Annotated in this window: 13 protein-coding genes and 1 pseudogene; 12 read left to right on the forward strand and 2 right to left on the reverse strand. The window is 65.4% G+C overall.

Annotated features, from left to right (window positions below; genetic code table 11):
- Positions 1-13: 13 nt before the first annotated feature.
- Positions 14-586, reverse strand: a complete 573-nt coding sequence (locus tag ACUH78_RS17830) for a hypothetical protein (RefSeq protein ID WP_445334298.1) — start codon at positions 584-586, stop codon at positions 14-16.
- Between the two features lie 79 nt (positions 587-665).
- Here ACUH78_RS17830 and arfB point away from each other — a divergent pair, with 79 nt between their 5' ends.
- The gene (gene arfB / locus ACUH78_RS17835) at positions 666-1,070 is read left to right on the forward strand and encodes an alternative ribosome rescue aminoacyl-tRNA hydrolase ArfB (RefSeq protein ID WP_445334297.1); all 405 of its coding nucleotides are present in this window, start codon (positions 666-668) and stop codon (positions 1,068-1,070) included.
- Between the two features lie 37 nt (positions 1,071-1,107).
- On the opposite strand, the gene ACUH78_RS17840 is transcribed toward arfB, so the two are convergent.
- Entirely contained in the window at positions 1,108-1,473 is a 366-nt protein-coding gene (locus ACUH78_RS17840; protein WP_445334296.1) for a hypothetical protein, read from the reverse strand.
- A 105-nt stretch (positions 1,474-1,578) separates the two neighbouring features.
- On the opposite strand from ACUH78_RS17840, the gene ACUH78_RS17845 reads away from it, so the two are divergent.
- The 11 genes and pseudogenes from ACUH78_RS17845 to ACUH78_RS17895 all read left to right on the forward strand — a co-directional run bounded on the left by ACUH78_RS17845 (position 1,579) and on the right by ACUH78_RS17895 (position 11,539).
- Complete coding sequence (locus ACUH78_RS17845; RefSeq protein WP_445334295.1) at positions 1,579-2,055, forward strand: helix-turn-helix domain-containing protein; 477 nt, start codon at positions 1,579-1,581, stop codon at positions 2,053-2,055.
- A complete protein-coding gene (locus ACUH78_RS17850; RefSeq protein WP_445334294.1) occupies positions 2,052-4,532 on the forward strand; it encodes a VIT domain-containing protein in 2,481 nt (826 codons plus the stop codon). Before ACUH78_RS17845 ends, ACUH78_RS17850 begins: the two co-directional genes overlap by 4 nt.
- Positions 4,533-4,580: 48 nt before the next feature.
- Positions 4,581-5,777 (forward strand): RtcB family protein, encoded by a 1,197-nt coding sequence (locus ACUH78_RS17855; RefSeq protein WP_445334293.1) that lies wholly within the window; start codon positions 4,581-4,583, stop codon positions 5,775-5,777.
- An 85-nt stretch (positions 5,778-5,862) separates the two neighbouring features.
- Positions 5,863-6,453 carry an HNH endonuclease gene (locus ACUH78_RS17860; protein ID WP_445334292.1) on the forward strand — a complete coding sequence of 197 codons (591 nt, stop codon included), beginning with the start codon at positions 5,863-5,865 and terminating at the stop codon, positions 6,451-6,453.
- Entirely contained in the window at positions 6,437-7,156 is a 720-nt protein-coding gene (locus ACUH78_RS17865) for an HD domain-containing protein (RefSeq protein WP_445334291.1), read from the forward strand. The genes ACUH78_RS17860 and ACUH78_RS17865 overlap by 17 nt, the downstream gene beginning before the upstream one ends.
- A 49-nt stretch (positions 7,157-7,205) precedes the next feature.
- On the forward strand, positions 7,206-7,541 hold the full coding sequence (locus tag ACUH78_RS17870) for an ADP-ribosylglycohydrolase family protein (protein ID WP_445334290.1): 336 nt from the start codon (positions 7,206-7,208) through the stop codon (positions 7,539-7,541).
- A 143-nt stretch (positions 7,542-7,684) separates the two neighbouring features.
- Positions 7,685-7,762: pseudogene (locus ACUH78_RS17875) on the forward strand (hypothetical protein); the annotation flags it as partial.
- Positions 7,763-7,857: 95 nt separating this feature from the next.
- On the forward strand, positions 7,858-8,208 hold the full coding sequence (locus ACUH78_RS17880; protein WP_445334289.1) for an HD domain-containing protein: 351 nt from the start codon (positions 7,858-7,860) through the stop codon (positions 8,206-8,208).
- Between the two features lie 114 nt (positions 8,209-8,322).
- Positions 8,323-9,813 (forward strand): Fic family protein, encoded by a 1,491-nt coding sequence (locus tag ACUH78_RS17885; protein ID WP_445334288.1) that lies wholly within the window; start codon positions 8,323-8,325, stop codon positions 9,811-9,813.
- A gap of 463 nt (positions 9,814-10,276) precedes the next feature.
- A complete protein-coding gene (locus tag ACUH78_RS17890; protein WP_510497583.1) occupies positions 10,277-10,999 on the forward strand; it encodes a UPF0149 family protein in 723 nt (240 codons plus the stop codon).
- A gap of 204 nt (positions 11,000-11,203) precedes the next feature.
- Positions 11,204-11,539: a hypothetical protein gene (locus tag ACUH78_RS17895; protein ID WP_510497584.1), complete on the forward strand. Its 336-nt coding sequence runs from the start codon at positions 11,204-11,206 to the stop codon at positions 11,537-11,539.
- Positions 11,540-11,820: the final 281 nt, after the last annotated feature.

Consider the following 11,820-nt stretch of genomic DNA (forward strand, 5'->3'; position numbering starts at 1 on the left):
CCGAGCGGACAATTCATTTGCTACAACACCGGACAGTTCTATTTGTTGCCAACAGACCGGAAGAATAGGCCGGGCGTTCGTGTGCCCGCGCATCCTGTTCGAGTGGAGCCAGGTGATAGCCGTAGCGGAGGACCTGGTCGAGATAGGCGGCGAGGAAGGCGGACACGCTGCCGGCGCACTCATATTGCGAAACGTGCCGGCATTCGTGGGAGAGCACGCGCGCATCGACTTGGAATCCGCGTCGCAGCAAGATCCCGTAACCAGCGGTGAGCCCGATCGTTTCGGGCCCGAGCAGGCCGGCTGCCTGCGCAGCGGCGCGTAGTTGCGGATCGGGTGGTTGCGGAAAGCTGTCGATCTCCAGCACCCGGATCCGCTCCGGATGGCATACGCCCACCTCTGCGGCCATCGCGCACTCACGCGCGTCCAGCGTCCGGCCGGAGGTCTGTGCATGACGTTCCAGCGATTCGATCCAGGTGGTGGCGGCCTGGTGCAACGCTGGGGTGAGGAGGGGCTGGGTCATGGCGTAACGGATGAAGGATGAGATGCAGTGCGCCACCGGTGTTGGTGAAGGTACCTTGCGCGCCATTGTGCCTGTCGCCGTTCAGAATCATGATGTTCCCGGCCCGCAGCGACTGCCTTCCGTATGACTTGATCCTGCCCGAGCGATGACCTCCCGCTTCACCCTTTCTCCTGACGAAATCGAGATCACCGCGATCCGCGCGCAGGGCGCGGGCGGACAGAACGTCAACAAGGTGTCGAACGCCGTGCATCTGCGCTTCGACATCGCGGCATCGAGCCTGCCCGAGGACTTGCGCGCGCGTCTGCTCGCCCTGCACGACCATCGGATCAGCAAGGAGGGCGTGGTGATCATCAAGGCGCAGAAGTTTCGCAGCCTGGAGAAGAACCGCGCCGAGGCGCTGCGCCGGCTGGAAGAGCTGATCGAGCGAGTGGCGGCGGCCCCGAAGGCGCGTCGTGCGACCCGGCCGACGCGCGCGTCGGTCACGCGCAGGCTGGAGGGGAAGGCGCGGCGGGGGTCGATCAAGGCCGCGCGCGGGAAGGTCAGCGACTGACGGATCGGTGCAGTCGAGGCTCAGTCAGCGTCCCGCATCACTCGGCGTCCAGCAGGCGCGCGCACTCGTCCATCATCGAGCGCGCCAGCTCCGAGTCGTAGTTCGGATCGAGCGCTTCCATCATCTCGTGCGTGGTGTAGAGACCCGCTTCCCGTGACAGCGCGCCGGCGATCTGGCGCGCCAGCCCGTCGCTGAGCGCGGAGAGCTGGCGGCGCTCGGCCAGTGGCAGTGCGCGCTCGCTGCGCCGGAGCCAGTCGGCAATGAAGCTCGCGCCCTGGGCCTCGGTGAGCCACTGGCCATGCTCGTAGTGGATCGACAGGCGCTCGGCAGTGAGCGCGAAGATCAGCGCGGCTCGCGTTCCCCGGCTGTCTGCAGGCGGTGTCGGGCGGGGATGTGGGTACATGATGTGACGGCCAGGTCGGGTCAGGAGACGGCCGGATGCTATCAGCCCTCTGCTGGTTTTAAAGCACAGTTGTGCTGTTCAAATAAAAGTGGCTTAATAGGTGCCATGAACGCCGACGCCTCCCCAAGCTATCCCCTGGCCGAGTTGGCCGTGCTTGCGGACCTGCCGCCCCGCACGGTGCGCTACTACGTGCAGATCGGCCTGGTCGACCGCCCCGAGGGCGAGACCCGGGCGGCCCGCTACGGTGCGCGGCATCTCGAGCAGCTGCTGCAGATCCGCAAATGGACCGCTGCCGGCGTCTCGCTCGAGCGCATCCGCGAGTTGCTCCACGGTGCGCCGCCGCCGGTGCCGCCTCGCGAACGCGCCATTGGCAGCGTGTCGGTGTGCAGCCATCTGACGGTGGCAGAGGGCATCGAGGTAGTGATCGATCCGCAGCGGGCGGGGCTGAGTCCCGAGGCGGTGCGGCAGTTCATCCAGGGCGTGATGACGGCCTTCAAGGCGGCGCAGGGTGAAGAAGACGGAGCTTCGCAGGTGGATCCGGCGAACACGAACAAGAACGAACGACAGGCGGGAGAACCATGATGAAGCAGCAATCGGCACGGCTCGAGACGCGCGCGGGTGAGGCACTGACGCTCAAGGGCGCCCGCTTTGAAGGCAGTTTGCGCGGGACGCTCTTCGAGGCGAACCTCGAGCAGCGCTTTGCCAACCCCTTCGATCGCCATGTCGAGCTCGTCTACACCTTCCCGCTGCCCTGGGCGGCCGTGCTGCTCGGGGTCGAGGTCCAGATTGGCGATCGCCGCCTGTCCGGTGCGGTGGTCGAGAAGAAGCAGGCTGAGCAGGGCTACGAGGACGCACTTGCCGAAGGCAACACCGCCATCCTGCTCGAGCAGAATTTCGATGGCAGCTACACGCTGAACCTGGGCAACCTCGCACCTAGGGAGACCTGTGTGGTGCGGCTACGCTACGCCCAGGTGCTCCAGTTCGAGCAGCATGGCCTGCGCCTGGTGGTGCCCACCGTGATCGCCCCGCGTTATGGCGATCCGGTGGCCGATGCCGGCTTGAAGCCGCACCAGGTCGTCGAGCATGATCTGATGGTCGTGCATCCGTTCGAGCTCAGCCTGTGCGTCGAGGGCGCCCTCGCACGCGCCCGCATCGGCTCGCCGAGTCATCCGCTGTCGATGCGGCTCGAAGGCGAGGGCGAGACGACGACGATGCTCGTGTCGCTTGCGCGCGGTGGCCGCCTCGATCGCGACTTCATCCTGGTGCTCGATGAGGTTGCGCAGGATTCGCTCGCCCTGTGCGCGCAGGACACGGTGCAGCCCGGCGCGGTCAGCGTGCTGGCGAGCTTCTGCCCGCGCGTGCCGGCGTCGGCTCATCCGCTCGCGGTAAAGATTCTCGTGGACTGCTCGGGCTCGATGCAGGGCGACAGCATCGCCGCCGCGCGTCGTGCGCTGCAGGCCATCGTCGCCGGTCTGCGCGAGGGGGAGCGGTTCTCGCTGTCACGTTTCGGCAGCACCGTCGAGCACCGCTCTCGCGCGCTGTGGCGCACGAGCCCCGCGACCCGGCTGGCCGGGCAGCGCTGGGCGGCACAGTTGCAGGCGGATCTGGGTGGGACCGAGATGGAGAAGGCGCTGGATTCCACCCTGGCCCTGGCCGGAGACGCAGAGGCGAGCCCCGGCGCTGGAGTAGGTGCCGCGCCGGTCGATCTGCTCCTCATCACGGATGGCCAGATCCACGCCATCGAGCGCACGGTGGCGAAGGCGCGCGCGCTGGGTCACCGGGTGTTCGTCGTCGGTATCGGCAGCGCACCGGCCGAGGGTGTGCTGCGTCGCCTGGCCGAGGAGACCGGCGGGGCCTGTGACTTCGTTGCACCCGGAGAGGCCGTGGAGCCGGCCGTCCTGCGCATGTTTGCGCGCCTGCGCTCACAGCGCATGGCGTCCCTGGAACTCGCGTGGCCGGCCGGTGCGCAGCCCATGTGGATGAGCGCGCTACCCGGCTCGGTGTTCGACGGTGACGCGGTGACCGTGTGGGCACGCTTTGCGCAGGTGCCGGATGGGACGGTGCGTCTGGTCGGGTCGCGCACGCATGCAGGGGCACCCGAGTCGCTGGGCGAAGCCTCCCTGACGGCTGCCGAGCATGATGCGACGCTCAGCCGGATGGCCGTTGCCGCGCAGATTGAAACCGTGCTCGCGACCGAGGGCGCCCAATCGCATCAGGCGCTCGGGTTGGCTGTCGCGTATCAACTGGTCAGCCCGCTGACGCATTTCCTGCTCGTCGAGACGCGTGCCGAAGCCGGCAAGCCGGCGGACATGCCCGATCTCGTGAAGGTGCCCTCGATGCTGCCTGCCGGCTTTGGCGGGCTCGGCAGCATCGATTTCTGCATCGACCCCTGCATGGCGCCGCTCACCGTGAATGAGGCGCCGGAGCACTATGGCTCACCAGCTGCGGCAAGCGGTGGGTATCTCGACTTCGACGATCCCTTCGATGCGCCCGTGGTGCTGCGATCGGGTCGACGCGCGGATCACGGCGATTCGCCCAACAAGGCTGGGAGCTACGACATCCCGGCTTTCCTGCGCCGAAGCGCGAACCAGGACACCGGGCAGCCGCCCCGGGACGATCCGCGTTATTGGTGTGCCGAACCGCATTACACAGGTCTCACCCCGCTTGGGCTGACACAGTGGCTGCGCAGTCATCCGCAGGTCGAATGGCCGCAGGGCTATGCCGAGCTGCGCCGAATCGGTGTCGGTGCGGCGGTGCTCGACTGGCTGGAGTTCGTGCTGGCTGAAGGGGAGGGCGAGGCCCGGGTGGTCGCTTGCTTCGTTCAGGCGATGGCGCAGCGCGATCTTCACGAAGCGCTGCTGTCGGACACCGGCACGCTGGGTCGGCTCAAGGCCTTGGCGCAACGCGTGGCACCGAGCGCGGCGCTGAAGGTCAGGCAAGATGACCCTGCGGCCGCTTCGATCGTCGCGCGCTTGCAGGTGTTTGTAGTTACGCTCCGCGCGCAGAGCTGGCCTGACTGCGTGTTTGACCTTCGGGACGAGGCGACGGCGCTTGGGTAACCGGGCGCGGGTATCGCTCGTCGACAAGGAAATGCGAGGAACACCCCCATGCCCGTGAAACAGGTTCTCGACGGGAACGCCACGCCGGTCAAGATCTGGACCGACGACATCGACGAGGGCTCGAAGGCGCAGCTCGCCAACATCGCGAGCCTGCCGTTCATCCACCACCACGTCGCCGCGATGCCCGACGTGCACCTGGGCATCGGCGCGACCATCGGCTCGGTCATCGCCACCCACCAGGCCATCATCCCGGCGGCGGTGGGGGTCGACATCGGCTGCGGCATGGTCGCCGCACGCCTGTCGCTCACCGCCAACGACATCGACGAGAAGCGACTGAAGAGGGTGTTCGATCAGATCAGCCGCGATGTGCCGGTCGGCCGCGATCAGCATGCGGACGGCCGGGTGCTGGCCGACGTGGTGCGCCCCTTCGAGCCCGGCCTCAAGGCGCTGACCGAGCGCCATCCGCAACTGCTCAAGGCCTTCGGCAAGTTCTCCAAGTGGGCGAACCAGATGGGCACGCTCGGGGGCGGCAACCACTTCATCGAGATCTGCCTGGACGAGCACGAGCAGGTCTGGGTGATGCTGCACTCAGGCAGCCATGGCATCGGTAACGCCATCGCGACGTACTTCATCGAGCTGGCGAGAAAGGACATGGCGCGCCACATGATCCACCTGCCCGATCGCGATCTGGCCTACTTTGCCGAGGGCAGCGAGCACTTCGCCGATTACGTCGAGGCGGTGCATTGGGCGCAGGAGTACGCGATGGCCAACCGCCAGGCAATGCTCGAGCTCGTGCTCGCGGGACTGGCGCGCCACCTGCCGCCGTTTACGGTCACGACCGAGGCGGTGAACTGCCACCACAACTACGTCGCCCGCGAGCACCACTATGGCGCCGATGTCTGGGTGACGCGCAAGGGCGGGATTCGTGCAGGGAAGGGGGAACTCGGCATCGTCCCTGGCAGCATGGGCGCGCGCAGCTACATCGTGCGCGGCAAGGGCAACGCGGAGAGTTTCTGCTCAAGCGCACACGGCGCCGGCCGGCGCATGAGCCGCACGGCCGCGACCAGGCGTTTCACCGAGGCCGACCTCGCACGCCAGACAGAAGGGGTGATCTGCCGCAAGGACAAGGGCGTGGTCGATGAGATTCCCGGGGCGTACAAGGACATCGACGAAGTGATGGCCAACCAGCGCGACCTCACCGAGGTCCTGCATACCTTGAAGCAGGTGGTGTGCGTGAAGGGGTAGGGGGCGACGGCGCGTCAGGCAATCTCTCACATCGCATGCCGGTCTTGCATTGATGCCGGATGCAAGCCGCCCATAGAATCCGCGCATGAGCACTCCACATCTCGATCGACTTCTCTTCATGCAGGGCGGCCTGTGTTTCTTCTGCCGGCAGCCCTTGCCTCGCGGTGAGGCCTCCATCGAGCACCTGGTGGCCAGCGCCAACGGGGGCACGAACAGCGAGGAGAACTGTGTCGCCTGCTGCCGTACCCTCAACAGCCTGCTCGGATCGAAGTCGATCAAGGAGAAGTTGCAGATCGTGCTGAACCAGCGCGGCGACTTCCACTGCCCCCGGCCGCGAGAGTCCGCGCCCGCGCCAGGTGCGCTGCCCCTGCCTGAAGGCGACAACCCGACTCCACCGGTCGTGAAGCCGCCTGCTATTGCCGCCAGTGCGCCTGCAGCGGCCGCGCCGACCCGGGACACCCATCAGGAACGCCTTGCGCTCGTCCTCGAGGACCTTCGCAAGCGCGGCAACTCGCGACCGCGCAAGGAGGCGACCCTGATGACGACGATCCAGGCTCTGATCAAGCAGCGTACGAACCAGCCGATTTCCGACGCCAACCTGAAGAAGCTGCTCGCCGAACTTAAGCAGCGCGGTCAGGTGACGATCACGGAGGGGAAGGTTGCCTACAAGCTCTGATTCCAACACTGCCGTCCCGGCGGGCGATGGGATCCAGCCGGACCCCGACAACCGGGTGCAGCGTGTCGCCGCACGCATCCGGTCCCGGTTCGCCGAGGAGGCCTCGGGCCATGACTGGCACCACCTCCACCGTGTCTGGCGCCTGGCCCGGAAGATCGCCGTGGCCGAGGGGGCGAGGCTCGACGTCGTCGAGTTGGCGGCGCTCGTCCATGACATTGCCGACTGGAAGTTCCACGGGGGTGACGACGCCATCGGGCCACGCGAGGCCGAGCGGCTGTTGCGCGAGGAAGGTGCTGGCGACGACCTCGTTGAGCCGGTCGTCGAGATCGTGGCGACGATCTCGTTCAAAGGCGCAGGGGTCCGGCAGCCCATGCGGACGCTCGAGGGGCGATGCGTCCAGGATGCTGACCGGCTCGATGCGATCGGGGCGATCGGTATCGCCCGCTGTTTCGCGTACGGCGGCCATGCGGGACGCCTGATGTACGACCCCGAAGTGCCGCCTGTCCTGCACGCGACCGCTGATGCCTACAAGGCCGCCAAGGGTACGAGCGTCAATCACTTCTACGAGAAGCTCTTCTTGCTGAAGGACCGCATGAACACCGCGACGGGACGCCTGCTCGCGCAGGAGCGCCATCAGTTCATGGCGTCCTTCGTCGAGCGCTTTCTCGAGGAGTGGAACATGGACGATGGGCTCACTCCCTGAGCCTGGTGCGCTGTACTGTCGCCGCACCACATCCAGAACGGATCAGCAAATGCTCGGCGCCATCATCGGGGACATCGTCGGCTCGGTGTACGAGTTCCGTAACCACCGCTCGAAGGTCTTCGAACCCTTCTTTCATCCGAACGCGTTCTATACCGATGACACCGTCTGCACGGTCGCGGTGGCCGATGCGCTGGTGAACGATCGCCATCCGGCGCAGGCCCTGAAGGATTGGGGCCGGCGCTACTGGGACAACGTCGGTTGGGGACAGCGCTTTGCGATGTGGTTGGCCTCCGATGAGCTCGACCCGTATGGCAGCTTCGGAAACGGCGCCGCGATGCGCGAGGTGCTGACGGCGCTATATCGCCAAAGTGGCGTGGCAGCATGAGTTCATCAGCGGCGCGCTTGACTTGCTGCCCTCGCGCTCCTCATATCCAACATTCATCACCAAGAAGCGAACAGGTCATGAAAGGACTCGTCATCCGTTCCCCCTGGATCGACCACATCCTGGCGGGTATGAAAACCTGGGAGATGCGCACGAGGGCAACCAGCATCCGAGGCCGAATTGCCCTGATCAAGGCGGGGTCCGGCCTAATCTATGGCACGGCGGAACTCGTCGAGTGCAAGCCGGCCCTCGACCTCGAACAGTTGCGCGCCACGCAGCGGCAGGCCAGATCCGCAAAGGGACCGAGGACGCTCTTGGCTTGCCATTGCCGTACATCACGCACCCGGTTGCGGTGGCGACTCTGGTTCAACGCTATGGTGGCAACGAGGACCAAGTCATCGCCGCGCTGCTGCACGACGTCCTCGAAGACGGTGGTCCGCAGTGGGCCGATCCGATCCGCGACGCCTTTGGTGGCCAGGTCCTCGACCTCGTGCAGTTCTGTACCGATGGCCTGCCGGATGCCCAGGGGCAGAAAAGCCCCTGGTGCGAGCGGAAGGAGCGCTACCTCGCCCACCTGCGCGCGGCAGAAGGCGACGGCGTTCTCGTCTCTGCCTGCGACAAGTTGGCGGCGGTGCTGGAGCTTGCCGAAGCGAAGAGCCGGGTGGCGTGACGTGTTCGGCAGTGCTGGTTGATCGGCGGTAACGACAAATTCTCGAATAGACTGTTTGAAATACCCAGAGCTGTTAGGAAATTTCGAGTCGCGCAAACAGATTTCGAGGATTTGATGCCCACAATCGGCTACGCACAACTCATCAGCCGACTTTCCTTGGCCGTCCGACCGTTGGCGAAGCCCGCGGAGATCAGCGGTTCGGTCAATCGGCGAGTGGATTCGGCCGACCGCGTCCTTTTCCCGCGCGGCGTCGCCATCGAGGACACGCTTATCGGCCAACTCGAGTTTGCCCTGCGCCACGAGGGCGTGAATCTCGAGGTGATCGACGCCTTGTTCGAGCATCTCCCACCGCAGGACTTGCTGGCCCGGTTGAACGAGGCGCCCAACGGCGCGCACATCCGGCGGGCTTGCCATCTTTGGGAGTGGCTTACGGGACATGAACTCCCGGCCGAGGCCTTGCCAGCGGGAGGCTACGTCGACCTGTTTCCTGCGGACGATTACGTCACCGCCGGGCAGCCCACCAACGACCGCAAGTTCCGCGTGCGCAACAACGCACTGGGAACGGCCGACTTCTCCCCGGTGGTGAGGCGCGCGGCGCTGCCGAGCGCGCCTTCGTTGGCAGAACTCCTCGACAAGGCGCGCGAGACCCTGGCGTCCGTGACCGACGCGTCGCTCCATGAGCGCGCGCTGAGCTACCTGTACCTTTCAGAGACCCGCAGCAGCTTCGAGATCGAGCGCGAGCATCCGAGCTCGGACAAGCAAGAGCGCTTCGTTCAACTGCTCCGGCGCGCCGGAGAAACCACGCAGGTCACCGAGGACTGGCTGGTGAGCCTGCAGAATGCCGTGGTGCGCGACGTCTACAGCCAGGAAGCCTCCTACCGGACAAGGCAGAACTGGCTCGAGGACGCCACCGGCCGCGTCACCTTCTTTCCGGTGCCGCAGGCCGAACTCGCGCGCGCGATGCGGGGCTGGGAGGCCTTCATCAACGACGAGCACCGCTGTACCGATGTACTGCTCAAGGCGGCAGCGGCCGCGTTCGGCTTTGTCTACCTGCACCCCTTCATGGATGGCAACGGGCGCCTGCACCGGTTTCTCATCCACCACGTGCTGACGCACTCGGGGCTGCTTCCGACAGGAACGGTGGTGCCCGTGTCGGCCGTCATCCTGAAGAACATCCCGGCCTACCTCGAGGTGCTTTCGGCATTCTCCCAGCCGGTGACGCGGCTGTGGCGTTACGTGCGCGCCGAGGAGGCGCCACATGTGACCGCGCATCCGGGGAGCAGGGCCTACCGGTTCTTCGATGCCAGCAAGGAAGCGGCTTTCCTGCACCGCATGATCCAGCAGGCCGTGGAAGACGAGATCCCCCGCGAACTGGCGTGGCTGAGCGGCTACGACAAGGCCTTCGCCCAACTGGATGCAGAGTTCGATCTGCCCAGGAAGGACCTGTCGGCTTTGATTCGCATGGCGCAGTCGAGTCAGGGACGGCTCTCTGCGAGGCGGCGAAAGCAGTATTTTCATCTGCCTGCCAATGTGCTGGACCGTGTTGAAGAAGTGGTGCGCGAGTCGTTTGGGCTCACGCCGGAGGATGGCTCCGAGGCAAGGTAGGTTTTCGTGCTTTTCGACTCGATCGCCACGACAGCTGAAAGTTGTGAGGAAAATTCGAGTCCTTTGAAGATTTCTCGAGTTCAGTGGCCGGGACGGTGCCATTACAAGCCTCTTCAATTGTCACATCGGCATTCGGCGGCAAAGTCCATATTCATCCCGCCGCTGCCCGATTCGCCCTCCATGTTGAACACCACACGCGTGCCCCGATGCCCTGCAGTTCGCCCGTGGTGTTTTGAGCGTTGACATCGTTCTCACGCGCGGTGATGGAGCACGCACTTTTCACACAAACCTTGTCCCCAGCCGATGGGGACAGGGATGTGAGTGGAGCTGTGGATAAGTCTTTTCGGGACCTATGGCGTCTGGCGGTGTGGCATTTGCCTACAAATGAGGCAGTGCCTCGTGTCGGCACGCTGATCGACCTCGACAGTAGAATCGGTGCCCGAACAAGCGATCGCCCCCGACGATGACAGAAACCGAACTCGAAGAACTGGATGTCTTGCTGTCGTCTGTCGAGGGGGTGAGCGCCTCGCTCCCGGTCGACGGCCTGCATGGCTTTCTGACGGCGCTGGTCATGAGCGGGGGGAAGCCGCGGGTCGAACCGATCTTGCCGTGGATTCTCAAGCCGATGCCGGGCTTGCCACTGGATCTGGAAGCTGTCCCTCAGGCCCGGCGCGTGGGCGAGTTGGTCGGCAAGATGATGACCCGCATCGACATCGAACTCGACGACCCCGAGTATCTCTTCGCGCCGATGGTGCGGGTGTACCCACATCGGGATGAGGAGCGCTCGGACGGCAGCGTCTGGTGTGCGGGGTTTCTGCGCGGGATCGCGCACGCGTGGGATCGCTGGGGGCCTTTGTGCGATGCGCCCGACATACAGACCCTGCTGTGGCCGGTCCATCAACTCGCCGCCGCGCCCCAGGAGCCCGCGCTCGAGGTCGATCAGAGGTTTCGCCATGCCGTGCCGAACAGGCCGCTGAGCCCGACACAGTGTGAGGCCCTCACCGATGTGCTGCCTCAAACTTTGGAGGCCATTGCCGACCGGATCACCGAGCATGAGGTCAGGAGCGCGATGGCGGCGATGGCGCGCGGGGAGGAGACTCCGGCGTGGCAGGAGGACGCGCCCTGTCCGTGTGGGAGCGGACGAGGCTTTTCGGTGTGCTGCGGCGGGAGCCGGGTGCTGCACTGAAGCGGCCTGGATGCCCGCTGGGAGTAAGCCCGATCCCGCATCACCTGACGACATCGTGGCCATGTGTTTGCAGAATCATGCTCCCGCGTCACAATACCCCCGGGTCCAGGGCCTTCATTGCCCCCTCTTACTCATGAGCGAAACCGGTTCGGCTTGAACCGAATGTGTTCGTTCATCCCTATCCCACGTAAGAGGAGTCGGACCATGTACAAGATCAAAGCCATGCCAGAGCGGGTGTGCATCTGCGACCGCTGCGGGCGCGTGATGCGCACGCAAGACCACGACGAGAACCAGGAACGGATTTCCATCGACTTCACGGCCGGCTACGGCAGTGTTTTCGGTGACGGCAATCGGGTCCAGGCCGATCTGTGCCAATACTGCGTCAGGAAAGTACTCGGGCGCTGGCTGCGCGTGACCGAACCCACTCCGCAGACACCCCATCGGGCCTTTCAGCCGCATCAGCACCCGGACTGGCACCGCCGCCGCTTGAGCAGGCCCGGCGTACGCAGCTTCTTGTCGGGGCTTGAAAACGACGGCTGAGAAAGCGCGTTCCAACTTCGCGACCACACCGACCTCTGCCCTGCCGACGATGTGCATGAGGGGGTGTGGTGTTCGATTGTTCGAAGCCCCCCGGCACACACATCCCCGGCCATGATCAGGGGGAGAGGCCGTGTGCGCCACGCTCACGCTGGACGACGCGTTGCTGACCACGTTTCTGCTCCTCGGTCCCCGCCCGCGCCGACCCGTTGGTATGGACCGGTCAATCTGTGAGAATGCGACGTCTCTCCCACTTTGCAGTCACCATGGTCACATCCGAGCGA

It is taken from the genome of Thauera sp. ZXT1-4 (genome assembly GCF_052598215.2).

Bases quoted from the DNA above. Each gene is read 5' to 3' on its own strand.
- ACUH78_RS17830 (WP_445334298.1), bottom strand. From the start codon at position 586: ATGGCGCGCAAGGTACCTTCACCAACACCGGTGGCGCACTGCATCTCA.
- arfB (WP_445334297.1), top strand. From the start codon at position 666: ATGACCTCCCGCTTCACCCTTTCTCCTGACGAAATCGAGATCACCGCG.
- ACUH78_RS17840 (WP_445334296.1), bottom strand. From the start codon at position 1,473: ATGTACCCACATCCCCGCCCGACACCGCCTGCAGACAGCCGGGGAACG.
- ACUH78_RS17845 (WP_445334295.1), top strand. From the start codon at position 1,579: ATGAACGCCGACGCCTCCCCAAGCTATCCCCTGGCCGAGTTGGCCGTG.
- ACUH78_RS17850 (WP_445334294.1), top strand. From the start codon at position 2,052: ATGATGAAGCAGCAATCGGCACGGCTCGAGACGCGCGCGGGTGAGGCA.
- ACUH78_RS17855 (WP_445334293.1), top strand. From the start codon at position 4,581: ATGCCCGTGAAACAGGTTCTCGACGGGAACGCCACGCCGGTCAAGATC.
- ACUH78_RS17860 (WP_445334292.1), top strand. From the start codon at position 5,863: ATGAGCACTCCACATCTCGATCGACTTCTCTTCATGCAGGGCGGCCTG.
- ACUH78_RS17870 (WP_445334290.1), top strand. From the start codon at position 7,206: ATGCTCGGCGCCATCATCGGGGACATCGTCGGCTCGGTGTACGAGTTC.
- ACUH78_RS17885 (WP_445334288.1), top strand. From the start codon at position 8,323: ATGCCCACAATCGGCTACGCACAACTCATCAGCCGACTTTCCTTGGCC.
- ACUH78_RS17890 (WP_510497583.1), top strand. From the start codon at position 10,277: ATGACAGAAACCGAACTCGAAGAACTGGATGTCTTGCTGTCGTCTGTC.
- ACUH78_RS17895 (WP_510497584.1), top strand. From the start codon at position 11,204: ATGTACAAGATCAAAGCCATGCCAGAGCGGGTGTGCATCTGCGACCGC.